Here is a 24,818-nt window from a genome sequence, read left to right on the forward strand (position 1 = left end):
AATTTAATTCCATTATATCCAAGGCAGTAAAATTGTCAATACTTACAGTAACGGCGGTTCTCCCCCGCCCAGGAAAGAACCGCCGTCTGCCAACTCTTATTCTTCTGTCTCCACATCCCGCGTCGCAATCACATCGCGCCCAAGTCCCAGAACATTCTGAATCACCACGTCGCCCATATGTACCGGCGCTGTCACAGCCGTCTTTTTGATCTCGCCCATGACGTCCATGATTTTTCCCTTTGGAATCGGCCCGGAGAGCCGGACGCTCACAAGGGGCATATCGCCGCCTTCCACAAGCACGGAGGATGCAATGTTCCTCACCGGGTTTGTCAGCTCCTGTTCCACGTAGCCGGCGCCTTTTTCGCACTTATTCCCGGCCACGGACAGGACTTTCCCGTCCTCAAACTCGGCCGTTACCTCACAGCCGTTGGGACATAAAATACAGGTAAATGTCTTATTCAACGCTCGTCACCACCTTTATGTCAGCCCCGGAAACCAGCTTTTTCGCCGGGAGCTTTATATTCTCCATCTCGGCCGGGAGAAGCTTCGGATATTTTCTGGATACGAGAAGTGTCCCGTCCTGCCAGATTTCCACCGTGCAGTCACGAACCGGCTTTTTCGGCCGGAAAGAAAGGGAAACGTCGTCCTTTCCCGTGATTTTCTGCGGCACCGTATAGCCCACAAGCCCGCCGGTCTCCACGCGGATTCCCGCCTCGGGAAAACCGTCCTTTACATACTGCGCCGCGGACTTAGCGAGCCGCTCCGCCTCCAAAGACACAAAATCCACCAGATCATGAACATGAAGCACATTTCCTGCCGCGAAGATGCCCGGCACTGTCGTCTGGTAAAACTCGTCCACAATCGCGCCTTTCGTTCTGGAATCCAGCTCGACCCCGGCCATCAAAGACAGCTCGTTTTCCGGGATTAACCCCACGGAAAGAATTAACGTATCGCAGGCGTATTCCTTTTCTGTCCCGGGAATCGGCTTTAAATTTTCGTCCACCTGGCTCACCTCGACGGCCTCAAGACGGTCATGACCTTTGATTTTCGTCACGGTGCGGCTTAAATATAGCGGGATATCATAGTCGTTTAAGCACTGTTCGATGTTTCTCGGAAGCCCGCTGGGATACGGCTGGATCTCGAACACCGCCTCCACCCTGGCGCCCTCTAACGTCATGCGCCTTGCCATGATCATGCCGATGTCGCCGGAGCCCAAAATAATCACATGGCGTCCCACCATCTTGTTTTTCAGGTTGATGTACGTCTGGGCCACGCCGGCCGTGAACACGCCGGACGGCCGTTCGCCGGGGATCGAAAGGGCGCCCCGCGTCCGCTCCCTGCATCCCATGGCAAGGATTACGGCCTTTGCCTGGTAAATGAGAAGTCCGTCTCTCGTGGCCGCCGTCACCTTTTTGTCTGCCGTCAGGCCGATGACCGTCGCATCCGTCACGTATTCGATGCCCATGGCTTTTACCTCGTCGATGAACCGTGCGGCATACTCCGGCCCGGAAAGCGTCTCACCGAACCTGGTGAGGCCGAAGCCGTCATGGATGCACTGACGCAGGATACCGCCCAGGCTGTGTTCCCGCTCAAGAATTAAAATATCGCCGATGCCGTTTCTCTTAAGCTCGGCCGCCGCCGCAAGCCCGCCGGGGCCGCCGCCGATGATGATGACCTGCTTGTTTCTGATTTCGCTCATTTCGTCCGCACCTCCCCGGTGAAAAGATAGGAACCGCGCCTCTCATACGTCAGGTCTTCCGGCCGGATTCCCTTTTCCTTCATGAGAAGCTCCGTGATCCTCGTCTGGCAGTAGCCGCCCTGGCACCGCCCCATCATGGCGCGGCAGCGGTATTTGACACCTGTCACGGTCTGGGCGCCGAGAGGCCTTCGGATGGCGTCTAAAACCTCGGCCTTTGTGATGGTCTCACAGCGGCAGATGATTTCGCCGTAGTCGGGATTTTCCTCGATTAACCTGGCCTGTTCCTCGGGGCTCTTGTCACGGAACGTCACAAAGCGGCGGCGGATCGGGTCGAAGTTCGGATTTTCCTTTAAGTCCTCCACCTCTTTTATGAGACGCACAATCTCTTTGGAAATCGGCACGGCGCTCGTAAGGCCGGGCGATTCGATGCCCACCAGGTTCACGGCATGGGGCGCAATGTCGTCGCGCCGTTCGATGATAAAGTCATGGAAGCCGCCTACGCCCTTGGGATTTAGCTTCGGCCGGATGCCGGCAAAGTTGCGGATAAAATACTCTTTTTTCAGGTACGGGAAAATCCGGCTTCCATCCTCGATTAACATGTCCATAATTTCCTGGGTCGCCGCATAGTTGTCCCGCTCGTCGATGTACTCGGTGCTCGGGCCCACCATGATATTTCCGTCCAGCGTCGGCGTCAAGTGGATGCCGAGGCCGCCGGTCTTTATGTTGGGAACCGGGTAGGCCGGGAGCGGCAGCATGCTGCTGACCTTTTTATCCAGGATAAAATATTCGCCGCGGCATGGGTAGATGGTGTACTCGTCGATGCCGAGCATGGCCGAAATTTTGTCGGCGCCGAGGCCGGCACAGTTTACGACCCACCTGGTGCGGATATCGCCGCTCTTTGTCTTTACGGTGTAGATTCCCTGTTCATCGCGGGAAATGGCCGTCACCTCGCTGTCGGTGAAAAATTTCACGCCGTTTTTTGCGGCATTTTCCGCCATGCCGTAGGTGAACTGGAACGGGCTTAAAATGGCTGTCGTCGGCGACCACATGGCGAAGTTTCCGCCCACCTTCGGCGCCTTTTTGTCGATAAAATCACGGCCAACGATCTCGATGCCGCGGATCCCGTTTTTCTCCCCCTGTTCCTTTAAGCCGTAAAGATGTTCCCTGTCTTCTTCCGTAAAGCCCACCACCAGCTTCCCCGTCCGCCGGTACGGGATGTCAAGCTCCTTTGCCACCTGATCGAAGGTGCTGTTCCCCTCCACACAGAATTTTGCCATCAGCGAGCCGGTCTTGTTGTTGAAACCGGCGTGGAGAACCGCCGAGTTCCGGGAGCTGGTCTCCATGCAGACATCCGGCCCCTTTTCCGCCACACAGATTTTTAACTGGTACCTGGAAAGCTCCCTTGCTGCGGCACAGCCTACGACTCCTGCGCCGACTACCAGCACGTCATACGTTTCGGTCATCGTTTTCTCCCTTCCCCTCCCGGCCTTCCCTGGATTTGTACATTGAATTTTCCCCTGCTTTTCGCTATAATAAAACTGTTGATCCGGAAGACGGGAGGCTAAGATTTCTTAGCATTATTATACATGAAACGGCAGAGACAGTAAAAGACATTTTCCGAATAGAGCCATAGCCTTTCGCGCATGGCAGGCCGGCATGGAGGCGCCAATGGAAGAACGGCAGTTTGAATATTTCCTCACCATCGCAAAAGAAAAAAACATATCCAAAGCAGCCAGACGGCTTTTTATTTCCCAGCCGACTCTGAGCAAATATCTGCTCAGCCTGGAGAGCGAGCTTGGCGTCCAGCTTTTTAAGCGGAACCGGAATGAGTTAGAAATCACAAAAGCCGGCGAAATCTACCAGAACTACGCCAGGCAGTTCCTCGCTCTTGCAGGCCAGCTCAAAAAAGAGCTCTCTGCCGCGGAAAACCAGGAAAAAGAGAGCATCTCCCTCGGCATCACGCCGTGGATCAGCGGATACATCGCCTTTCAGATCATGAATACGTTTTCCAAACGCCATCCCGAGGCCAGCCTCAACATCGTCGAGGACTTCGGCGGAAATCTTTTTTCCCTTTTTCTCGACAAAAAGCTGGATTTCGTCCTGTCCAATATCACAGATCCCGTCCGCGGAAAGCTTCCGGATACGGACGGATACGTGCCGGTTCTCCGTGACCGGCTCCTTGTTGTCGTCCCCAGACAGATTTCCGAAGACTTCGGCCTGCCGAAAGAAGACACCAGCTTCGCGGCGCCCGGCCGTCTTACAGGCCTGCCTTTTAAGGGCTGCCCGATCATCACGGGAAAGCCCCACCAGCATCTCCACACCATCATAAGCGCCATCGTGGATTTTTACGGCATCAAGCCGTCCTCGGTCATTGAGAGCCAGAACACGGACAACTGCTTAAACCTTGCGGAGTCCGGTCATGGGATCTCCTTTATTCCGGAGCTTTACACCTGGAACCGGCCGCCTCTCAAAGACGCCGGTATCTATGCTGTCGACGACGAAAAATTCGACTATACCAGGTACGTCTATTTTCACAAAGAAAAAAAGTCCCCCGCAAAGGAGGACCTTCTCGCAATTATTCAGGATGTCTGTCAGGAGCTCCAGGCAAAACGCCCGTAATTTCCAAGGAACGCCCTTGTCCGCTCGTTTTCAGAGCCGAACACCTGCTCCGGCGTGCCTTCCTCTTCGATGGTTCCGTCGGCCATGAAGATGACCCGGTCGGAAATATCCCTTGCAAACGCCATTTCATGAGTGACGATCACCATGGCGATCTGAAGATCCGCCAGGGATTTGATGACCTTTAAGACCTCGCCCGTCAGCTCCGGGTCCAGCGCCGACGTCGGCTCGTCGAAAAATAAAAGCTTTGGCTTCAGCGCCAGAGCCCTTGCGATGGCGACCCGCTGGCACTGGCCGCCGGAAAGCTGGTACGGGTAGGCATCTTCCTTTCCTGCAAGACCCATCTGTTTTATGAGCGCCTCCGCTTCCCTCTCCACTTCCTTTTTCTCCCGTTTCTGAACTGAAATCGGCGCGTCCGTGATGTTTTTCATGACCGTGTAATGGGGGAAAAGATTAAAATTCTGAAACACCATTCCGAAACATCCGCTTATTTCCCGCAGCGTCCGTTTTCCTGCATAGCGGACGGCTTTGTCCCGGTCTGTCCACATGGCCGGCGTCCCCATGTAGCGGATTTCCCCGCCGTCCGGCGTCTCCAACATGGCGGCGCACCGGAGGAGCGTAGACTTCCCGGAGCCGGAGGGGCCGATGATAGACACGATCTCGCCTTCTTTTACGGAAAGGGAAATGTCTTTCAATACGGCCTGCCCGCCGAAGGCCTTTTCCATATGGTTCATTTCCAAAAGCTTCATGGTTCCCTCCTATTTATAATATGAAAGCCGCTTTTCCGCATACTCCATGGCCGCGGCCACGAGAGCGTTAAAGATGTAGTAAAACAGCCCGGCAGCGAAGAAAGCAGCAAGCGACGTCTCCCGGGCGGCGATTTCCTTTGCCATGGAAAACATCTCCGTCACAGCGATGGTGTAGGCCAGGGAAGTGTCCTTTACCAGCGTGATGACCTCGTTTGTGACCGACGGCAGGATCTGCTTTATGACCTGCGGCAGAATGATTTTCCGGAAGGCCTGGGGCCTTGTGTAGCCGAGAAGCTTCGCTGCCTCATACTGCCCTGCCGGCATGGACTGGATCCCGCCCCGGAAAATTTCCCCGAAATAGGCGGCGTAGTTGATGACAAAAGCGATGAACGCGGCCCAAAGGCGGTAGCCGCCGCCGATGGGGATCCGGAACAGGTAAAACGGGCCGAAATAGACCACCATGAGCTGAAGCATTAACGGCGTTCCCCGCATGACCGAGATATAAAATTTTACAAGATTTCTTATGAGGGGATTTTTCGACATCCGCCCAAAGGAGACGAAAAGCCCCAGCGGCAGGGAAAAAACAAGTGTCACCGCGAAGATGGCGGCGCTCACTTTCAGTCCTTCCAATAGCCGCAGCATCATGACTGCCAGTTCCATATCCGTTCTCCCGCTTCTTTTCTATTCTGAAATCGTAATGTCCTTTCCGAACCATTTTTCGGAAATCTGTTTCATGGTGCCGTCCGCATACATGTCGTCTAATGCCGCCTGTACCTTATCACGAAGCTCTGTATTTCCAAGCTTGAAGCCGACAGCGTATTCCTCCGTGGAGATGGAATCGTCAAGGATCACAAACGGGGCGTCCTCGCCGCGGCTTTCCATCTGGTAGCCAGCCACGATTACATCCATAACGACGGCATCGGCGGCTCCCATTTCCAGATCCATAAACGCAGTGTTGTAATCTGCCACCTGATTTAAGCTTCCGAAGCTGTCCATGAGCTCCGGCATGGCTTCCAGCGCCCGAAGGCCGGTGGAATCGGCCTGCACCTCCACGTTTTTCCCGGCCAGGTCATCCTCGGATGCGATGCCGGAATCTTTTCTTACAACAATGACCTGGCTGTTCTCCATATAGGGCTTCGTCCAGGTATATTCTTCCTCGCGCCCCGTCATGGTAAAGCCGTTCCAGATACAGTCGATGGTGCCGGCCTCCAGCTCCATGTCCTTGGAATCCCAGGCGATGGGCTGCGCCTTAAACGTCATTCCCATCCGGTCTGCGGCCTCTGCCGCCAGCTCCAAATCAAAGCCGGTGTACTCCCCGTTTTCATCAACGAAACCCATGGGCGGGAATTCTTTGTCAAAGCCGACGATAAAGTCCGGCTTTTCGGATTCCTCTGCCGATTCGGAGACGGTTTCTGTTACTTCTTCTGCGCTTTCTGTTTCTGCGGGGGAAATGGCCGTTTCTTCTGCCTTCGTATCTGCCGTCTTCCCGGCCGCCGCGGTATTCGTGCCGGAACATCCTGCCAGAGATAAAACCATAACTGCTGCCATTGCCATGCTGATTATCTGTCTTTTCATAATGTTGTCTCCTCTCGTTCTCTGTTGTGGTATCATGGTAGCATACTAAAGTATTTTTGTAAAGCACTTTTTTCACAGATATGGAAATGCCTGCGGAAAATTTGTTTAAAAGGTCTGGAATGCATGCCCGAACGGGGCGTGAAATGCGAGCTTGATATTATAATCCGTCAATTTAGCTTATTGTTTGCAAAAGCTTCCTATATTTCTTATTATGTCATGTTTTTTCTTCTTTACTATTTCAAAAAAATAAAAAATATCCCTTTAACCATACATTTGCCATGTATTAAGAATAGCATACAAGCTGGAAAACCTCAATAGAAATCAGGAATTTTTTCCTATATTTTCCATTTCCTTCCATTTTGCCGCCCTTTAAAGGCGGTTCTTTAGAAGGCGGACGCCAGGCGGCCTCTCATAATAAGAATTATGTAGCAGTTGGGGGAAAAGGCATGAAACAGGATTTAACAGGACGGAGATTCGGCTATCTGACGGTGCTTGGAAAAAGCAGCCGGGGTGACGCGCGCCATCCCTATTGGGACTGCCTGTGCGACTGTGGGAATCGAAAAACCATTGAAGAGTCCCATTTGAAAAACGGGCATACAAAGAGCTGCGGCTGTTACCGGAAAAAGGTGCGCTCCGGGCTTATAACTGATCTTTCCGGGCTGCGCTTCGGAGGCCTGACGGCCATCGGGGCGGTTCCGGGAACAGACGGGCGGGATACCTACTGGCTCTGCCGCTGCGACTGCGGAAACTGGATGGTCTGCCAGCAGGATTCCCTCAGACAAGGGCTGGCAAAATGCTGTGAAGCCTGCCGGGATAAACGGCGGGCCGGAAAAGCTCCGGCTGCAAAGGAAGAGAAAACTGACCGGGTACAGCGGATCTCCGGCCGGAAGCTGTATGCAAACAATACGAGCGGCCGGAAAGGCGTCTATAAAAAGGGCGAAAACCGCTGGCGCGCTTCTATCGGCTTTCACGGCAAGGTCTACCATCTCGGGACTTTCCAGACCTACGAAGACGCCGTGAGGGCAAGGCGCGGAGCCGAGGATATTTTCTGCGGCTTTTCCGACGGACACACAGATACATAGAAAATAAGGAGTGGGGATTTTTTCCGGCTGTCTGCCGGGGAATGAGCCACTTTTTATTTACGCGGATGGCGCCTGGAAGGACATTCCTGCAAGTTTTTCCGATCGCTTTTCGCGGCGGGAGCAATTTTATGATCCCGTTATAAAAAATCAAGGGACGGCAAAACCATGCGGCCGTCCGGGGGAAAGGAGCAGCTATGGGTAAAAAGTATTTAGCAGCGTTTCTGGCAGCAGTCCTGATGGCGAACAGCGCAATAACTGGCTTTGCGGCTGTCGGGTCGGCCGGAAACGCAAACGGGGCATCGTCTTCGGCCGGCGAAACTTTCGCTGACGGGAAGAAGGCGACGGATTCCAACGCAGAACAGCCTGAATTTGATGTCGTGTACACGGTTCTTCCGGAAGAACTGGAAGACATGGCCGAGGTCGACGGGCCGGATTCTGTAAAGGCCGGCAAAGACCTGAAATTCCATGTGAAACCGGAAACCGGCTATGAAATCGAAAGCGTGACAGCGAACGGACAGGTGCTGGAAGGAAGCAGGGGCCTTCTGGGGCTTGGAAAGAGCTGGAGCTATCAGGTGGAGAAGGTTTCGGAGGACTGTGAGGTTGAGATTGTTTTGGCGGAAATCGCCAGCACAGCCGCCGGGCAGAATACGAAACTTGTTCTGGCAAACGCACCGGTTCAGACGTCTTCCAATGCGATCCGGGTATCGGAGACTGAGTCGGGAGACACGGATGTTACTTTTAAGTCTTTGAGTGAGGCGGTAACAGAGGCCGCGGATGGGGCGACGGTTTATGTGCTGAGGGATCTCACTGCGACAGAGCGAAGCCTGATTGATAAAAAGACAATCACCATTGACGGGCAGGGGCACACCGTGACCAGAGGCGAAAATTTTACGCTCGCTAGTGATACGAATCGCGGCGGTTATAACGCGGCGATGATTGAGGTTGCCAACGGCTCGAGAGTGACGTTTACTGACATTACGCTGGACGATGCTGGCTTTCGAGAGGGAACCAAATTTGAAGACGCCATAGGAGGCGATGGCGATAAAAAAAATGAAGAAAGAGTCCAAGACGCCATTATCGCAGCATACGGCGACGGGAAAGGAACCATTATTCTTGGAGAAGGGACAACGCTCCAGAATTTTGGCGGCTTATCCGCAGTCCGTATTGGCGGCGTAAACGGGGAAGGCAGCACTCTTATTATGGAATCCGGAAGCAAAATTATTGACGACGGATTTACAGACCGGGAAGGCGGCTTTGCCGCAGTCTGGAACCAAGGCGGTACCTTTACCATGGAGGACGGAGCCGAAATATCGGATGTCTATGGACGTGCACTCTATTCTCAGGACGGCGGGAAGTCGGAAATCAATGGTGTGATTTCCCGTATTACGCCGGTTGGAAAGCCCAATTTTCAAGCATATAATCTCGGGACAGAAGGCCGCGGATTTGGCGGGATCGCTGTGTACGAAGATTCTTCTTCCGAGGTTACGCTTGGGGCTTCCGGACGCATATGCGATATAACAGCATCTAAAAGCGCAGATGTAGTCCTGTTTATAAAGGGCACCTCTAAATTTACTATGGAAAATGGCTCTAAGATTTCTGATATCACGTTAGGCGGTATTGCTGAATGCGACGGTAATAACACAATAAAAATCGATGGAAAAATTAGTAATTGCAGTCTCGAGAACGTCGCAATCCGGATACGCGGCAATAATAATACTTTTGAGTTGCTAGAGCATGGAATTATCACGGAATGCGATACAACAGATGTCGGTGCCATTTATACAAATTCATTACGTGAAAAACTTACAATTTCCGGCGAAATCAGCTATATCACTCAACCAGCTCTCTTTATTGCGGCAAACCGTGGTCAGGGAGAGAATAACATGCCGGTTTGCACCATAACAAAAACAGCAAAAATTCGGAATAATACCGGATATGGTGTTAGAGTCGGCAATACTGCAAAACTTGTAATGGAAGGCGGAACCATATCCGGAAATACGGAAGGTGGAATCCGTATAAAATCAGATAATACGCTTACACCGACCCTCGTCAGCATGACAGGCGGCCATATTACTGAAAATGGAGGCCCAGGCATTCGATTTGAAGGCTCTTCAAAGGCACAGACAATTGTCGATATCGAAGGAGGTATTATAGAAAAAAATGCCCTTGAAGTATCCGCTACCTCTCTAAACTCCGAAAATGAAAACCAGCGTCTATTTATCAAATCCGGAGTTGTAAAGGGCAATAGAAGCGTTAATTTTTCTTCTGAATTGTCGGAAATACTTTCCGGAATAACTCCCGTTGGCACACTCACACTGGATGAAAATTATGCGGATGTCCATCTGGGAAGAGCCAAATCCGATGCAGTAAACCAGATTAAGTCTCTCGTTCAGACAGAGCATCCGGACTGGACTCCCATCGGTACCTCAGCCCTCTGGATCATGCCATCAACAGAGGAATACCACTTTACCCTCACACGGCCGAGTTCTACCAAGAAAACCGGACTCTTTGCCGCATATATCCCGCTAAAAGAAGATGGCACTCCGGCAGACGATGCAGCTCTGACTTTAGAGGAAGTGGAAAATCAGGCGGAAATTGATGTCACCATGAAAAACCTCACACCGGGAACGGCGTATGCGCTTATGTTCGTGAACAATAACGAATACACGCTTTCGCCGGACGACATCACGATTTATACCGGCGGCGGCCAGGGCGAGGAGACCTCGGAATCCGGCTTCCCGACCGTTACATTAAACAACTGTCTGGACAGCATCCGTAAGCTGGAAGTCAATGGCGAAGACACCCCCTTCACAGGTGACGCCGCCATGGAACATCTGGTAAGTCTCCTTTCCGTCAGCTATCAGGATGAAAACGGAAACCTTGTTGACGACGATACGGCAGCCGGTGAATACGAAGTTCATCTGGAGCTTACAGATCCGTCGACAAAACTCCAGATCAATGAAAACGAGGTTGCAGGCTTTGAGCCGGGAACGCTGATTGTCCGTCACACGGAGAACATCAGTGCAGCCCAGGACGGAACCATCACTCATCTCCTTGCAGAAGAAGAGCCAGCGGCGCCAGTGGAACATGCTGTGGCCGTGAAAAAGGCGAACGCAACGTATTACATCAACAACGATAATGAGCGCAGAATAACCAATACCGACGGTATCTCCATCCTCGACGATGATCTTCTTCTCGAAGATGAAGGCGACAACCGTCAGGCGCTTCTGGAAGCAAAGGCCGAAGAAGTCCTTCCGGAAACCGCGCCAGGCGAGGGATACCAGTATGATTTCCATTACCTCGACCTGGTGGATGCATACAACGGAAATGCATGGGTATCTGCCAGCAGCGGCTCCACCGTCTATCTCCCGTACCCAGAGGGAACCGATTCCAGTACCGACTTTACGCTGGTTCATTTCATGGATCTGCACAGGGAATACGGCATCCGCGGACAGGCGCAGGTGGAAGAAGCCATTGCAAACAGCCAGGTTGAGCTTTTCCAGAAAGGAAGCGCCGACCGGCCTCTGGAAATGACAGAAAACGGTATCCGCTTCGAGGTGGGAAGATCCGGCTTCAGCCCCTTCGCTCTCGTATGGAAGGTACCGACCCACAAGATTTTCATCGAGCGGATCAATGATGAAACAGGAGAAATCATCACAACGGATGAGCTGGAGCTTCGTGAGGGACAGCCGTATGACGTGACGTCAGAAGCAAAAAAAGCCATCTCCGGCTATACCTTCAGCCATGTGGAAGATGAAACGCTCTTAACTGGAACCTCCCTGACCCAGGATATTGTCATCAAGTCTTACTACACGAAGGACAAGACGCAGTACACCGTGACAGTCCTGTACCTGGATAAGGACAGCAGAGAGGCCATCGCAGAGCCGTTTATCAAGGCATTTGCTGTCGGAACGGCATATGATGTCTCGGAAGCTCAGGTCACCATTGACGGGTACACCTTTGCGGAAACGGACAAGCCTCTGACCGGACAGGCACCGGCGGACGCGGCTGACCTTGAAATCCGCATATTTTACACCAAGAACACCGACACCCCGGAGCCGCCGAAACCGGAAACCCATACCATCACCGTAAACTACCTCGACGCAGAAACCAGACAGCCCATCCCGAGCGTCCAGCCGTATGCGGAAAAGAAGGAAAGCGGTGCGGCATATGACGTGACGGCCGCGGCAGAGCTCGCCATCGAAGGCTATACCAGGAGCACCGTTGAAGGCGACGTTTCCGGCACAGTAGGAGCCGCAGACATCGTCATTAACGTCTTCTACACAAAGAATGCCGAAACCCCGGATCCGGAGCCGAAGCCTCCGGTTTCCCACACCGTTACCGTTCATTATCTGGAAGACGGAACAGGACAGGTATTAAAGCAGGCTTCCTCCGTTGACGTCGAGGACGGCTCCGCCTATGATGTGAGCCATCTCACCGCAGCAGAAATTGCCGGCTACCGGATCGTCCGCATAGAAGGCAATGCAGCCGGTGAGTCTCTGACCGGTGATCTCGATATCCGCGTATATTATGAAAAGATTCCGGCAGAGACGCCTGGAACCGACGATGAGAATGATGACGATGATGACGGCGGCCGTTCCGGACGCGGCGGCACCTACACCGTCGGCTTAAACGGCAGATGGGTACATATGGATCCGCAGAACATCAACATCCCCATCAGTGCCCCGGTACCGGAAGGCGCGACACCTGTAACAGCCCCGGAATACCATCAGTGGAAGTTTATCCTCAATGACGGCACGGCCTTAAGAAGCCAGTGGGCGTTTGTGAAGAACCCCTATGCCGTCGAAGGACAGCCGTCCGAAGGCTGGTTCTGCTTCGACGCTGACGGGATCATGCAGTACGGCTGGTACCTGGATACGGCCACACAGAAGTGGTACTATCTGCACAGGACATCGGACGGCATGCTCGGAACGATGATCGAGGGCTGGCACTTCGACGAACAGGACGGAAAGTGGTACTACTTAAAGCCGGGCACCGGCGAGATGCTGACCGGCTGGCAGTACATTGGTGAAAAATGGTACTACCTGAACCCGACGCCAATGGCCGTCACCTGGAACTTTAATGAAAAGACAGGCGGCTGGACATACAACGGCGCAGCGGAGCGGCCGTTCGGCTCCATGTACCAGAATGAAATGACGCCGGATGGATACTTTGTAGACGAAAACGGCGTCTGGGCGCAGTAGTCAGTTTTGGCGCAGAGCCTCGAAAGGGCAGGATTTCCAATGGGATCCTGCCCTTTTTCCTGCCTAAAATCGCAGGAATGCTCTTCCTGTTTTCTGTTCAAGCTGTTATAATATAAGCAGATGACAAAGACATGGGAGCGGCCAGACGCCGCAGCAGTATCCGGCGCACCCATACCAAAGAAATCCTTAGTTATTTTTCAGAGAGGGGAGTTTGTTTATGAGCAAGAATCAAATTACCATCACTTGGAACGGCCATTCCTGTTTCACTGTCTCTGCCGACGGTTATTCCATCGTTTTTGATCCCTACGCGCCGGGCTCTGTCCCGGGACTTGAGCCGCTTTCCCTGACTGCGGATCAGGTGCTTTGCAGCCACGAGCACGGCGACCACGGATATCGGGAGGCCGTGACGGTGAACGCAAATCCGGTTCAGAATCCGTTTGAGATCCTGAAAATCGACACCTACCACGATGATCAGAAAGGCGAGCTTCGCGGGCCCAACCGCATCCATATCCTGAAAGCACATGGAATGAAGGTGGTTCATCTGGGAGACCTGGGATGTTCCCCCGATGCGGAACAGATGGAGCTGTTGAAGAAAACGGATGTGCTTCTGCTGCCTGTCGGCGGGTATTATACCATCGACGCCGCCCAGGCCAGAGACCTGGCGCTTAAGCTGGCGCCCCGCATTGTGATTCCGATGCATTACCGCTCCGATACCTTCGGCTATCCCGTTATCGGACGGCTGGAAGCGTATCTGGAATTATGCAAGGACGTGGTGCGGTACGATACGAATACCTTTGTACTGGATGAAGATTCCAGGCCGCAGACGGCTGTGCTGACGCTTAATAAATAGAGGAAAAGGAAAGAGTCCCACTAGATGCGCACCGATAAGGAAGTATCACAAGTAAATGAACTTAACGGCTGACAAAAAGGCTTGCAAACAAAAACAGAGAGCGAATCACTTCCAAAAGTGGTTGGCTCTCTGTTTTTCTGTCTGCTTATTAGTGGCAGCAGCTTAGTCCGCCACAAAATCACACGAGAACTGCGCCGTGTCTCCATCCCATTCGATGGAGAAAACGTCCGATACGATATCCTGACCAAATACATCCGTGATTCTGAAAATCATGGCGTATTGCCCCTCAGGCAGATCTTCCCCGGAAAATACATGGTCTTCATCCAGCGTAAATATTTCTGACTCAACTGTGTCAACTACATGGATGCTGCCATTGTCCAGAGAAACGTGACGGCGGGTCATCACAATAGGCATGCCATAATAGTCATACAATTCAATGGATTTCCGGCTGGGCAGCGAAAGGCTGTTCGCCGTGTCTCCATCCCACACGCCATAAACTTCGAACTGACCTTGAAACACGTCTTCATTCGCATCGGGCTTCACACTGTCCATGGTCAGCGCCTCGTCGTACACATACGCAAGCCGGAACTCAAAATCCCCCTCCGCGCCTTCCCCAGCATAACTGAACGGCGCGCGGTAGAGGATGTATTCCTGCTTTTCCTCCACGATGTCCATCTCGCAGAAGTGGCCGTTTAATGTCGTCCACTCCGCCGGGAAGTCCGTTTCAAACACCCCTTCGCTAAAGTCGCCAAACACATCGGCATATCCGCCCAGCGTAATCCACCCATCGATATCTTCGTCGTATTGGAAGAAGTACGCGTTAACCGCGCTCACTGCGCTGGGGGCACTGGTGATGCGCAGCTGGGGCATTCCCTCTTCCGTCAGGGCAATTTGAGACTGCACGGTGTAATCCGCACGGGAGATATCCTTGACTTTCTCTGTCTGCTCGTAAACCCACTCAGGCGCGGTCCAGCTCATGTTTGCCGCGTCCAAAAAGGCAAGATAGGGCGCACTTTTGCAGCTCCGCGCATAGTGATCCAGCGCGCCAACAGAGGCGGAAGGGTTGTAAAAGAATGAGATGCCATTGGAATAACTGCGTTTGTCGCCTTTTATATTATATACCACCGCGTCGCGCACCGCTTCATACACTTCGCCGGCCACTTCGCTGGAAAGCGCCTTGCCTCGCAGCTTATCGGCCATATCTGCCAAATCCACCATGGTTTCATCATAATAGCGCTGGGCATCCTGCGTGTAGTAGGCAAACTTAAAAAATTCTTTGGGGTAGGCAAGCTTCTGGCTGATTTCCTCAAACATCTCGTCAAAGGCCTGGCTCACCCGGTCAATTTTCTGAAGGTCAATCACAGAAAAGGTGAGAGTAGACGAAGTACTGATCATGCCAAGTTCCGCGTATTTTTGCTGCAAGGAATCGCAGAAAAACCTGCCCACGGCCGCACCGTCGCATTCCGGGGTATCGTAGAGGTATTGCAGCCACTGGGCATAAGACGTTCCCGCACCGGCTACAATCTCTTCTGAAGCAATGAGATATCTGGCGCTGTCCTCGACGGCCTGTGCCGTCTCCAGCGTGGCCATAAGGCAGGCGTCCATTACAAGGGCCTCCAGCTGCACATCCGCCTTTTTCAGCGCAATCTCCAGTTGGTCCAAGGGCATAATGGCATCTCCATGCAGTTCATCCACAACCAGCCCAGAAACACTGCCGCCGCCATGATCCCACATCACCAGCATATACCGTTTTGCCGGATATTTCTCTGCACTCCAGGAAACAAAGTCTGCCAGCGTATCTGCACTGGCCATGTTGTCCTGGGGAAGCTCTTCCACCAGGCTAAACCCGTCTGTGCCGTAGCTCCAGCGCTGAAGATGGTCAGCGGATATGGTAAGGCCCAGGCTCTCCTCTGCATGCCATTCCTGTGTGCCGCCGGTTTCCATAACAAAATTAACCTGGTCGTTGGGTATAACCTGTGAAATTTCCGTCAGGTTGTAGGTTGCCATTTCGCCATCGCTCTCCAGGTCTGTGCCGCACAGGTAAAGCATAACCGTCCATTCTGCACTGGTTTCATTGGGCAGTTCTTCAACGGTGGAACTTACAGCGGAAGATTCCTCCGCGGAGGAACCCTCAGCAGAGGATTCCTTATCAGACATTCCTTCCACAGCTGGCTCTGAACAGCCGAAAAGCAATGCGGCCATTAGGCAAATCACAAGCACTTTTTTAATACGTTTCATACTAACCTCCTACAAGGGCATACAGGATGCCTCAATACATCTGGGCCGCACTGCGGGAATTGTGGTCTCCCTAATTCATGCCCCGGCCCCTCCACAATTAGAACAGGCTGTTTATATACTCGGTGAGTGCTTCGCGGTCATAGTAGCTTTCGTCCTTATCAATGAGGACATCCGGCGCCACGCCCTGATCCACAGCATAGAAGGAACCGTTGGTCACAGTGCTGAGGCGGAGGCGGCTGGATATTTGCCATATGGAACCATCTGCACTCGCCAGTGGCTGCACCGCACATGCGCCGCCGCCCGTTTGCCGGCCAAGCAGCGTGACCTGGTTGGAGTTCTTAAACACAGCCGGCACCAGATTGCCGCAGGAGAAACTGACGGGTGAAACCAGGCAGTAGCGGTTTAAATGGGCAATGCTGTCATTTTCGTCAAACTTGCGGTCGCCGTTTACATCCACCCGGTAGTTCGTGGACGACCGGGCGCCGGTCACGGCGTCTTCCAAATGCAGGTCGCATTCTCCCAGGAACCAGGCTATTGTATAAATGGCCGCATCCGCATGGCCGCCGGTGTTCAGACTCAAATCCAGCACCACATTTTCAATGGGGCTGTTTTCTCTGGTAATCTGGGCGTGGGCATACATGATGATCCCAATGGTGTCGGCAATCGGTTCCCCGCTTGCCAAAGCACCGTAGTAATCGTTATCATAATCCGCAGTAAAGCTGTTGAAGGAGATGTACGCCGTATTGCCAATTTCCTGATAAAAACGCATGCCATCCGGGAAGTACTCCCTGGCCGCCGCGCTCAAGCGCTGCGCGTGACCTATGATCCGGTTGGCAGACAGGGATTGCACATTCGGCTCAACTGCCACGTCACCGGCATAAGGGGAAGCGAAAACGAAGGCGCTGTGCAGGTCATCAATGTATCCGTTGATCACATCGCTGAGCGCCACATTGGCCTCAAGTGCGTCCGTACTCTGCATCGCCTGGTCTATGCCGGTCAGCTCAAACAAGGTGCCGAAAGATGGGATATCGTGTTCGTCTTTCAGGCCGTAATTGAATTGCAGCGACAGGCAGGTTTCAACATAATTAAAGCGCGCCAGTTCCGCGCTGCGCTCACGCGGCTCCACGGAATAGTAGGTTTCGCGCATGTCGCCCAAATCAGTCGCTTCAATCATAAACACCGCTTCTCCGTTGTACGCCAGATTGATATAAAAATAAGCCAGGAACAAGTCGGAGAAGGTCTGCAAGGGCATATACCCCTTGCCGTCCTCATAGATCAGTTCGATGAAAAAGTCTTCAAAGTACAGCCCAATGCTTTCACCCCGGCGCACAAAGGAGGAATCGCCGCGCTGAAAAAGCTCCGGCTCCCCGTTTTCATCCAGCCCGGTATTCGACAGAACATCCAGCTGCTGCTGCGCGTAGCTTGCAGTCGTAAACAGGTTGTAGTCATCCCAGCCAATTGAACTCTCGTCAAAATCAATGGATACCCGGCTGCCATTTTCGCGCACAAAGTCCACCATTTTGCCGTCCGTCTCCATGGTCAGCTGGTAGCCGTCGTCCTCCAGGTATCTCTGCGCATCTATCGCCACTTCCCGCACCGTATCCATATCGACATAGGGAATATCCGTTTGTCCATCCTTGTAATAGAGCGTGATTTCAGACACATTGTCTATGCTGCCCCGATAAAACGGGACTGCTTCAGAACTCAAGTTTACGGTTTGCGGCACCTCACCGGGGGCGGCGGAACAACCCGCCATCAGCAACACCACGCACAGAAAAAGCGCAAAGCCTCTTTTCATTGTGAACACATCCTCCTCATCTGTTTACAGTTTATTGACCGTTCTCCCATATGTAGGGTTCGTCCATCGGCCAGCTCATGCCGATGTTGGACAGGGAAAGCGGCTGTTCGCCTTCCATATAGTAGAAGATATCCAGGGCATCCGGGTTGCCGCCCTCTCCGGTGAAGCCCTCCTGCAAGGTTTTTTGAATGCTGTCCAGGATGGTTTCAGCAAGCTGTACCCCATCGAACATGTGGAATTCGTCCTTTTGCGGGCTGGGCGGGCCAACAAAAAGCGAGGATTCTTCAGACATGCACACGCTCATGCCGCCCTTTCCAGTGGTCACAGCTTCGGCCAGCGTCAAATCCCAGCCGGTCAAATCCGCGATACCCTGGATTAAAATTTCCGGGGTCAACTCCCCTTCATAACTCAGGGGGTATTCTGCAAAGCCAACTTCCCTTGTCCCCACATACAGTGTGGCGGTTTGGCCTTGGACGGGCGATTCCGGTTCTGCCGGTTCCGGCGTAACGGCAAGAGAAGATGCCGAGGTGCTTGCAGAGGCGGGCAGCGCAGAAGACTGTATCGCTCCCGATTCGTTGGAGCCGCATCCAGCCAACAGCAGCACGGCCATGCACACACTGAGCATCAAGGCTAAAAAGTTTCGTTTTGTCTTCATTGTATCATCCCCCGTTAACCTCTTTTGGCAAAAAACCGCATGGTTTCTCTTTCTGCAATTATACTGATGGCGGCACAGCAGGTCAATACTGCTTGCACCAATGATACGTTTTATAGCACGAATCATGTGTTTCCCCTTGTTCTCTTTTCCGGCATTTGCTAAAATGAAAGAAAATGCGTAAAGGCGGTCTGTCTATGGCAACAGAAAAAATCAATTTAGAGAAAGTCGCGGCGCTTACAAAAGAATTGTTCCACGCCCACTATGCGGGGGATTTAGATAAATGGTTTTCCTACCTATGTCCCGACAGCGTTTACCTGGGCACAGGGGAACCGCTATTGTTTGGCGGCAACACCATCCGGGAGCATTTCAAGGGCTTTACCGGGAAAGCAGTCCGCGTGGTTCAGGAAGAGTATTTCCCGGTTTCCCTGGGAGACAAAGCGGCCCAGGTCTGCGGCCAGATCATCGTGGAAAGTTTGGAGGGATCTTTCCGCGTCATCAATCATTTCACCATTAGCTACCGCATGATCGGCGGGGAATTGAAGATGGTACACCAGCACAATTCCTATGAGTATATGCAGCCTCGTGAAAGCAAGATATTGAAACTGGACATGAATACCACGCATTTTGTCCGCAGCCTGCTGTTGGAGCGCCCATCCGGGCGGCGCCTGCCAATCCGAAGTGGGACGCAGACGATTTTCGTCAATCCCAATACGGTCTTGTATGTGCAGAGCCAGCGCAGGAAAACCGAGTTTGTCTGCATTGACCGGGTGATCTCCTGTAACAGCTCCATCGGTGAGATCGCAAAGGAATTGCCGGAATTGTTCTACCCGCTCCGCCGGGGCTATCTGGTAAACACGCTGTTTATCGTCGCCATCCGGCGGTTTGAAGTGGAATTGATCTCCGGGATCTGTATTCCCATACCCGCCTTGACCTATCAGCAGGTGAAACAGGATTTGCAGGGCATCATCAAAGGGGAATAGCGCGGAGGAGCACGAAACGGCAAGAAAAAGCAGAACGGCATAGCTATACGCTATGCCGTTCTGCAAGATACGATTACTTCCCTGCCTCTGTCCGTGCCGACAACTACACTCTATAAGCTTTCTTCTCCATCCAATACGACGGATGCAAAAGCCCCGTCGGCTCATAAAACTCCGTTCCTAGGAATTCAAATCCCAGCTCTTTCAACAGCTTCTCCGACCGCCTGTTTTCCGGATGATGCCCGGCAAAAAGTCCGTCGGCCGAGAGCGTCTCGAAGGCATACCGGATCACGGCCCCGGCCGCTTCTTTTGCAAGCCCCTGTCCCCAGAACCGGCTGCGGAAATGAAAACCAATCTCAAAAACTTTTCCAGCTTCTTTTCCGCCGTCATGGGGCCTTAACCCGCAGCAGCCGGCAAGCTCGCCGGTTTCCAAAAGAAACACCGGCCAATACTGGACACCGAAGCTCTCCCGGGTTCTCATCTCCGTCTCAAGTCTCTTTTTGATATCTTCCCCGGAAAATACCCCCAAGGCGCAGATGAACCGCGTGACCTCCGGCTCGCCCCACAAAAGCTTCGCAAACTCCAGATCGTCCTTTTCCCATACGGAAAACCCGAGGCGCTCTGTCTTCATAAAATATTCCCGCATTGCATTCACGTCCTTTTAAATATGGCGTCTCCACTCTTCCAGACGGTATCTCTGTCTCGCCTTCGCATCCTCAAGCTGCTCTAACATGTCCGGGATGTCCTCGTTGAACGTCCCGGCCAGAACCACGTAGTTGGAAGCGTGGTTGGTGCGGAAAATCGTGCCCGGCGAGTCGATGTTTTTAAGGAACAGCTCCATCTCCTCGACGATCTCGTCCGGCGTGATGAGCTCCATGTCGCCGCGCTTCACTTCCTCATTCATCTCCGTCCCCTCATAAAGGCGAAGCGTCAAAAAGGAGGCGTACTCCGGATTCATCTGGTTGATGAGCTCCGCCGACTTTACGGCATGCTCCCGGATGCCTTTTCTCCCGCCGAGGCCGGAAATCAGCGTCACCGACGTCTTCAGGCCGCAGCGCTTTAGTTTCTGCCCGGCCGCCGCAATCTGTGCCGCCGTCACGTCTTTCTTGATGTGGGCAAGGACTTTGTCGTCCCCGGACTCTGCCCCGAGATAGATGAGCTCCAGCCCGGCTGCCGCCAGTGCCCGAAGCTCGTCCTCCGTTTTACGGAGCACATCCTTTGCCGTCCCGTAAGCGGCAATCCGCTCCGCCGCCGGGAATTTTTCCCGGACATAGGCGAGAAGCTCCAGAAGCATCTCCGTCTTTACCACAAGCGCATCCCCGTCGGCAAAGAACACGCGGCGCACATACGGCCCGTACACGGCATGGCATTCGTCGAGATCCCGCATGATCTCCTCTTTTGTCCGGATGCGGAATTTTTTCTCGCGGTACATGTTGCAGAAGGTGCACCTGTTATGGGCACAGCCAATCGTCACCTGGATAATCAGGCTCCGCGCCTCACTGGGCGGACGGTATAAGGTTCCCTCGTACTGCATGATGTTTTCCTCCTCTTTTTACAGTCCTTCTAAGCTGTCAAGCCGCCTTAAAAGTTCGGCTTCCCTGTCCTCAAACAAAAGCTTTTTATTATACTGGTAATAGCGTTCGCATTCCTGCTCCTTTAAGAAGTCCACGGCGTGCGGACTGGAATTCAACTCCGAAATAAAGCTCACCATCTCCTGACTGTCGCCGAAGGCCGCTTCCATGAAATCAAAAGCATGCTCAAGCATTGCCGCCGTGTCTTCGCAGGCTTTAAAATACGCCTCCCTGTCGTTTCCGAACAGCTCCCGCACCTTGGAAAAGGCCGTCTCCGGCTCTGAAAGCCCCTCACTCTTTAACGCCAGAAGATATCCGTTTAATGCCGCCTCCGCGTCCCGGTACCGGTATTCCTGTTCCCTGGAGAGCAGTTTTGCCTTTTTCTTTCGCTCATGGTCTTCCTGGAATTCATGCACCAGCGCCTCGAAAACCGAGGCCGCGCCTGCGTTCTGCCTGCCCGAACTTTCGATCCCCGCAGTTCCGCCTTCTGCCAAAACCCGCGCCTTAAATTCCTTCAAAACGCCGAACAGAAGCTCTGTCCCCGCTTTTTTCTCCCCAACGCCCCGAAACGCCGTCTCGAGCCCGGAAAGAAGCAGGCTTATGACAGAAAGCCGCTCATCGAAATCTGCCCGGGACGCCTTTCTTATGAGCGTCTCGTCCCGGTGCCCGCGAAGCACCTCTTCGATCTGATATTTGGCCTGATATTTATAGTAAAGCTCCAGATAATTCGCAAAATCCCCGGCAATCTTCGGGTGCGCCGCATACTGAAGCGCCACCTCCCGGTCCACAGGCGTTCCAAGCTTTTCGCAGACCTCTAAGAATCTTGACAAATCCTCCCAGCCCCTCGGCGTGACGAACCGTTTCCCGTCCACCGTGGTCTCCGTCGTGCAGAAATACTGCGGCCTGGCCGTCAGATAAGACACAATGGCCGGATGGATGCGGACGTTCTTCGCATACTCCTTCCAAACAGAAAAATCCGCCTCCACGTCGATCCGCTTCACACGGTCGAGGGTCGCCAGGTCAAACTCCCGGACGGATTTATTGTACTCCGGCGGGTTCCCGGCCGTCACGACGATCCAGCCGTCCGGGATTTTATGGTTTCCGAAGGTCTTGTACTGAAGAAATTGGAGCATGGCCGGCGCCAGAGTCTCAGAAACGCAGTTGATCTCGTCGAGAAACAAAATCCCCTCCGAAAGCCCCGTCGCCTCCATGCAGTCATAGACGGCCGCCACAATCTCGCTCATGGTGTATTCCGTCACATGCTTTTTTACGCCTCCGTACTCCTTTTCCTGGATAAACGGCAGGCCGATGGCACTCTGGCGCGTGTGGTGGGTAATCGTATAGGACACCAGCCCGATCCCGCACTCCCTGGCGGCCTGTTCCATGATCTGCGTTTTCCCGATGCCGGGCGGCCCCATAAGCAGGACGGGCCTCTGTCTTTCCGCCGGAATCACGTACTCCCCGTGTTCATCTTTAAGAAGATATGCATGAACCGTATTCTTAATTTCTTCCTTTGCTCTCTTGATATTCATGTTATTCCCTTCTCCGTCACCTGGCCCGGACATTTTTATCCAGGTCGTCCTCGTCAAGAATCACCTTCATGGCCCAGGGCGGCACATCCACGTCCATATAGTTTTCCTGCATGAACACGAAAGCCGTGTCATATGGAGGCATTTTCACCGGAAAAATCCCGCGGCCGTCGGTAAAATACAAAAGCCCTTTCAGGCTGTCAAACCGGTTTTCCCGCTGCATCTGTTCCACATAAAGGAACGCCGGCCGAAAATCTGTCCCGCCCATGCCGGAAAGCGTCAGATTTTCCATGTATTTCGTGAGCTGATCCCTGTTTTCGATTTTCACATCCTGGCGCACCTTATCGTCGCACTGCAAAATGTGGATGTTCACCTTCCTAAAAAAGCTCTCGCTCTCCGAAAGCACGGCACAGGTCTCCTCCAGAAATTTTTTCACCAGCTCCCCGGAACAGGACATGGACGTGTCGATGACGATCACAAAGTCCTCGATCCGCTTCGTCTCCTTAGTTTCAAGGGGCTCGATGAGCGGCATATTTCCGTAGAGTTCCATGCCGTAGCTGTAAAACACATAGTCAAAGGAATCGGGATCCACCTGCACAGTTTCCTTTAAAACAGAAAATTTCCGTAAAAATTCCCGGTAATCGTACCGCTCCCTGTTCTCCGCGGCAATCTGTCTGTGAAGCTCTTTTTCGTCCTCCGACGCCTCGGACGCAAACGCCTCCATCTCCGTCTGCATCTTCTCCCGCCTGTCGTCCCAGTCCTTCTTTTTGTTCTGATTCGGCATGGACGGCCCGTTTTTATCCTCCCAGCGGGAGTGGTCATCCCGGTAAAATTCAGCGGACATGCGCCCGTATTCCGCCTCGGAAAGCCCCATGGAAAGGAGCACGCGGTAAATCCCCTCGGCAGAAAGGACGGGAAGCTGTTCTTTTAGCCGCCCGTAAAGCTCTCTGCGGAAAGGCGGGACATGCAGGTAAACGCAGGGCTTTTTTAAATCGTCTAACATGGACTCCGCCGCAATGTCGCAGGCCAGGTTCCAGTACCTCTCATCCCGACCTTTCCTGTTCCAGGGATGGCCGAAAAGACAGTGGAAAATCATGTGAAGCTGCATCCTGTTTACATAAATCCGGTTTCGGCGGTATAAAGCAGCCGTAAAGGATGGATCGAAAAACAGGGATGACCCGTCCGTCCCCATCCCGTTTAAGGAGAAATCCGGGACGGGACGCAGGGCGTTTAAGGCGCTGTCGAAAAAGCGCATGGAAAGATACAGTTCATTCCTGGAATTTTTAAGAATATCGGCGCAGACACCGGCCAGCGCCTCGGCTTTTTCCTGCTCCTTAAAAATCGGGGAGCGGTACGGCTCTTCCATTCTCATCCCTCCGTCCTAAAGCTCAAACAGCTCTTTTTTCGCGCCAAACCTCCGGCGCTTTTCCTCCATAAGGCGGCCGGAAATCCCGGCCTTCTTTTTCTCCGACGCCGCAAGAATCAGCCTGTCCAGATCGCTCTGCCCCAGGCTTTCCCCGAACTGCCCAAAGAGCCAGAAAAACAAGTCCTCGTCCTTTACAGCCTGATAAAGAAGCTCTGAAAGGTGTTCCCTCAAAAACGCCTCATACTCCCCTTTTGCCTCAGCGGAAAGCTCCGCCGGATGCCGCAGGCGGCAGACGGCAATTTCCGCCGCCAAAAAAACGTCCTCTTCATATTTTTCCAGCGGGAACAGCTTATCATACCGGTCAAACCGCACTTTTCTGTCCTCAAAGCAGTAGCGGTATTTCTGTCCGGTGCCGTGGATGCTGGAGCTTATGATCCTGGCCGGCGTATTCTCCACCGCCTCATCATAATAAAGGGGGAAAATTAACCGCGCTTCCTCCCGCTCCGTTCCGTCCTCCTGCATAAAAAAGAAGCGCACCGTCAGGCGGCCGTTTATCTCCGTCACAAAATCCCGAAGCCCGGATCTGGCGCCCCGCTCCATGTGCAGGCGGATTTCCCTTATGTTCCGGCAGCCGTTAAACAGGCCGCCGCCGATCTCCGTGGCCGCGCCGTGGACGTCGAAAAGAGAAAGGCGCTCGCAGTTGTAAAACGCATATTTCCCAATCTTCTTTAAGCCGGCCGGAAGATAGACCTCTTCCACGCCCGTCCCCGCAAACAGCCTGTCGGAAAGCTCCGTGACCGGCAGGCCGCCAAGGCTTTCCGGGATAACACAGGCGGCGCCTGGTGAAAAAACCTTTGTCACACAGGCGCCCCCGTCTTTTTCCATATAGTCAAATTCTGTCCTCATAGA

19 protein-coding genes are annotated in these 24,818 nt (G+C 53.2%); 5 read left to right on the forward strand and 14 right to left on the reverse strand.

Annotation, left to right across the window (positions count from 1 at the left end; all coding sequences use genetic code 11):
• Positions 1-96: 96 nt before the first annotated feature.
• Genes KE531_08125 through KE531_08135 form a run of 3 tightly spaced genes read right to left on the reverse strand, consistent with a single transcriptional unit; the run spans position 97 to position 3,162 of the window.
• Positions 97-462, reverse strand: coding sequence for a DUF1667 domain-containing protein (locus KE531_08125; protein ID MBR9953584.1), 366 nt, complete (start codon positions 460-462; stop codon positions 97-99).
• Positions 455-1,699 carry an FAD-dependent oxidoreductase gene (locus KE531_08130; GenBank protein MBR9953585.1) on the reverse strand — a complete coding sequence of 415 codons (1,245 nt, stop codon included), beginning with the start codon at positions 1,697-1,699 and terminating at the stop codon, positions 455-457. Before KE531_08130 ends, KE531_08125 begins: the two co-directional genes overlap by 8 nt.
• Entirely contained in the window at positions 1,696-3,162 is a 1,467-nt protein-coding gene (locus KE531_08135) for an NAD(P)/FAD-dependent oxidoreductase (protein MBR9953586.1), read from the reverse strand. The genes KE531_08130 and KE531_08135 overlap by 4 nt, the downstream gene beginning before the upstream one ends.
• A 205-nt stretch (positions 3,163-3,367) precedes the next feature.
• Between KE531_08135 and KE531_08140 the strand changes: the two genes are divergently transcribed.
• Positions 3,368-4,318 (forward strand): LysR family transcriptional regulator, encoded by a 951-nt coding sequence (locus KE531_08140; protein MBR9953587.1) that lies wholly within the window; start codon positions 3,368-3,370, stop codon positions 4,316-4,318.
• Here KE531_08140 and KE531_08145 read toward each other — a convergent pair.
• From KE531_08145 to KE531_08155, 3 genes are read right to left on the reverse strand one after another with little or no spacing between them, the layout of a single operon-like run.
• A complete protein-coding gene (locus KE531_08145) occupies positions 4,291-5,064 on the reverse strand; it encodes an amino acid ABC transporter ATP-binding protein (GenBank protein MBR9953588.1) in 774 nt (257 codons plus the stop codon). The genes KE531_08140 and KE531_08145 overlap by 28 nt on opposite strands.
• Before the next feature lie 9 nt (positions 5,065-5,073).
• Entirely contained in the window at positions 5,074-5,724 is a 651-nt protein-coding gene (locus KE531_08150; GenBank protein ID MBR9953589.1) for an amino acid ABC transporter permease, read from the reverse strand.
• 21 nt (positions 5,725-5,745) lie between these two features.
• Positions 5,746-6,639: an amino acid ABC transporter substrate-binding protein gene (locus KE531_08155; protein ID MBR9953590.1), complete on the reverse strand. Its 894-nt coding sequence runs from the start codon at positions 6,637-6,639 to the stop codon at positions 5,746-5,748.
• Positions 6,640-7,085: 446 nt separating this feature from the next.
• Between KE531_08155 and KE531_08160 the strand changes: the two genes are divergently transcribed.
• The 3 genes from KE531_08160 (at position 7,086) to KE531_08170 (ending at position 13,775) form a co-directional block, all read left to right on the forward strand.
• A complete protein-coding gene (locus tag KE531_08160; GenBank protein ID MBR9953591.1) occupies positions 7,086-7,721 on the forward strand; it encodes a hypothetical protein in 636 nt (211 codons plus the stop codon).
• Positions 7,722-7,915: 194 nt separating this feature from the next.
• A complete protein-coding gene (locus tag KE531_08165; protein ID MBR9953592.1) occupies positions 7,916-12,925 on the forward strand; it encodes a MucBP domain-containing protein in 5,010 nt (1,669 codons plus the stop codon).
• 217 nt (positions 12,926-13,142) lie between these two features.
• Complete coding sequence (locus KE531_08170; protein ID MBR9953593.1) at positions 13,143-13,775, forward strand: MBL fold metallo-hydrolase; 633 nt, start codon at positions 13,143-13,145, stop codon at positions 13,773-13,775.
• Between the two features lie 162 nt (positions 13,776-13,937).
• Here the strand turns inward: KE531_08170 and KE531_08175 are convergent, their stop codons facing one another.
• From KE531_08175 to KE531_08185, 3 genes are all read right to left on the reverse strand, one after another.
• Complete coding sequence (locus KE531_08175) at positions 13,938-16,013, reverse strand: hypothetical protein (GenBank protein MBR9953594.1); 2,076 nt, start codon at positions 16,011-16,013, stop codon at positions 13,938-13,940.
• Between the two features lie 97 nt (positions 16,014-16,110).
• Complete coding sequence (locus KE531_08180; GenBank protein ID MBR9953595.1) at positions 16,111-17,811, reverse strand: hypothetical protein; 1,701 nt, start codon at positions 17,809-17,811, stop codon at positions 16,111-16,113.
• A gap of 31 nt (positions 17,812-17,842) precedes the next feature.
• Positions 17,843-18,466, reverse strand: coding sequence for a hypothetical protein (locus KE531_08185; protein MBR9953596.1), 624 nt, complete (start codon positions 18,464-18,466; stop codon positions 17,843-17,845).
• Positions 18,467-18,660: 194 nt separating this feature from the next.
• Between KE531_08185 and KE531_08190 the strand changes: the two genes are divergently transcribed.
• Positions 18,661-19,446 carry a LytTR family transcriptional regulator gene (locus tag KE531_08190; protein ID MBR9953597.1) on the forward strand — a complete coding sequence of 262 codons (786 nt, stop codon included), beginning with the start codon at positions 18,661-18,663 and terminating at the stop codon, positions 19,444-19,446.
• 103 nt (positions 19,447-19,549) lie between these two features.
• Here KE531_08190 and KE531_08195 read toward each other — a convergent pair whose 3' ends face one another.
• The 5 genes from KE531_08195 to KE531_08215 are packed head-to-tail and all read right to left on the reverse strand — an operon-like array spanning position 19,550 to position 24,815.
• Positions 19,550-20,089, reverse strand: coding sequence for a GNAT family N-acetyltransferase (locus KE531_08195; GenBank protein MBR9953598.1), 540 nt, complete (start codon positions 20,087-20,089; stop codon positions 19,550-19,552).
• A gap of 15 nt (positions 20,090-20,104) precedes the next feature.
• A complete protein-coding gene (locus KE531_08200; protein ID MBR9953599.1) occupies positions 20,105-20,977 on the reverse strand; it encodes a radical SAM protein in 873 nt (290 codons plus the stop codon).
• Positions 20,978-20,995: 18 nt separating this feature from the next.
• Positions 20,996-22,546, reverse strand: a complete 1,551-nt coding sequence (locus KE531_08205) for an AAA family ATPase (protein MBR9953600.1) — start codon at positions 22,544-22,546, stop codon at positions 20,996-20,998.
• A 16-nt stretch (positions 22,547-22,562) separates the two neighbouring features.
• Positions 22,563-23,909: a metallopeptidase gene (locus tag KE531_08210; GenBank protein MBR9953601.1), complete on the reverse strand. Its 1,347-nt coding sequence runs from the start codon at positions 23,907-23,909 to the stop codon at positions 22,563-22,565.
• 15 nt (positions 23,910-23,924) lie between these two features.
• On the reverse strand, positions 23,925-24,815 hold the full coding sequence (locus tag KE531_08215) for a leucine-rich repeat protein (GenBank protein ID MBR9953602.1): 891 nt from the start codon (positions 24,813-24,815) through the stop codon (positions 23,925-23,927).
• Between the last annotated feature and the right edge of the window lie 3 nt (positions 24,816-24,818).

The sequence above is a fragment of the Eubacteriaceae bacterium Marseille-Q4139 genome, assembly GCA_018223415.1.
GTDB lineage: Bacteria > Bacillota > Clostridia > Lachnospirales > Lachnospiraceae > CABSIM01.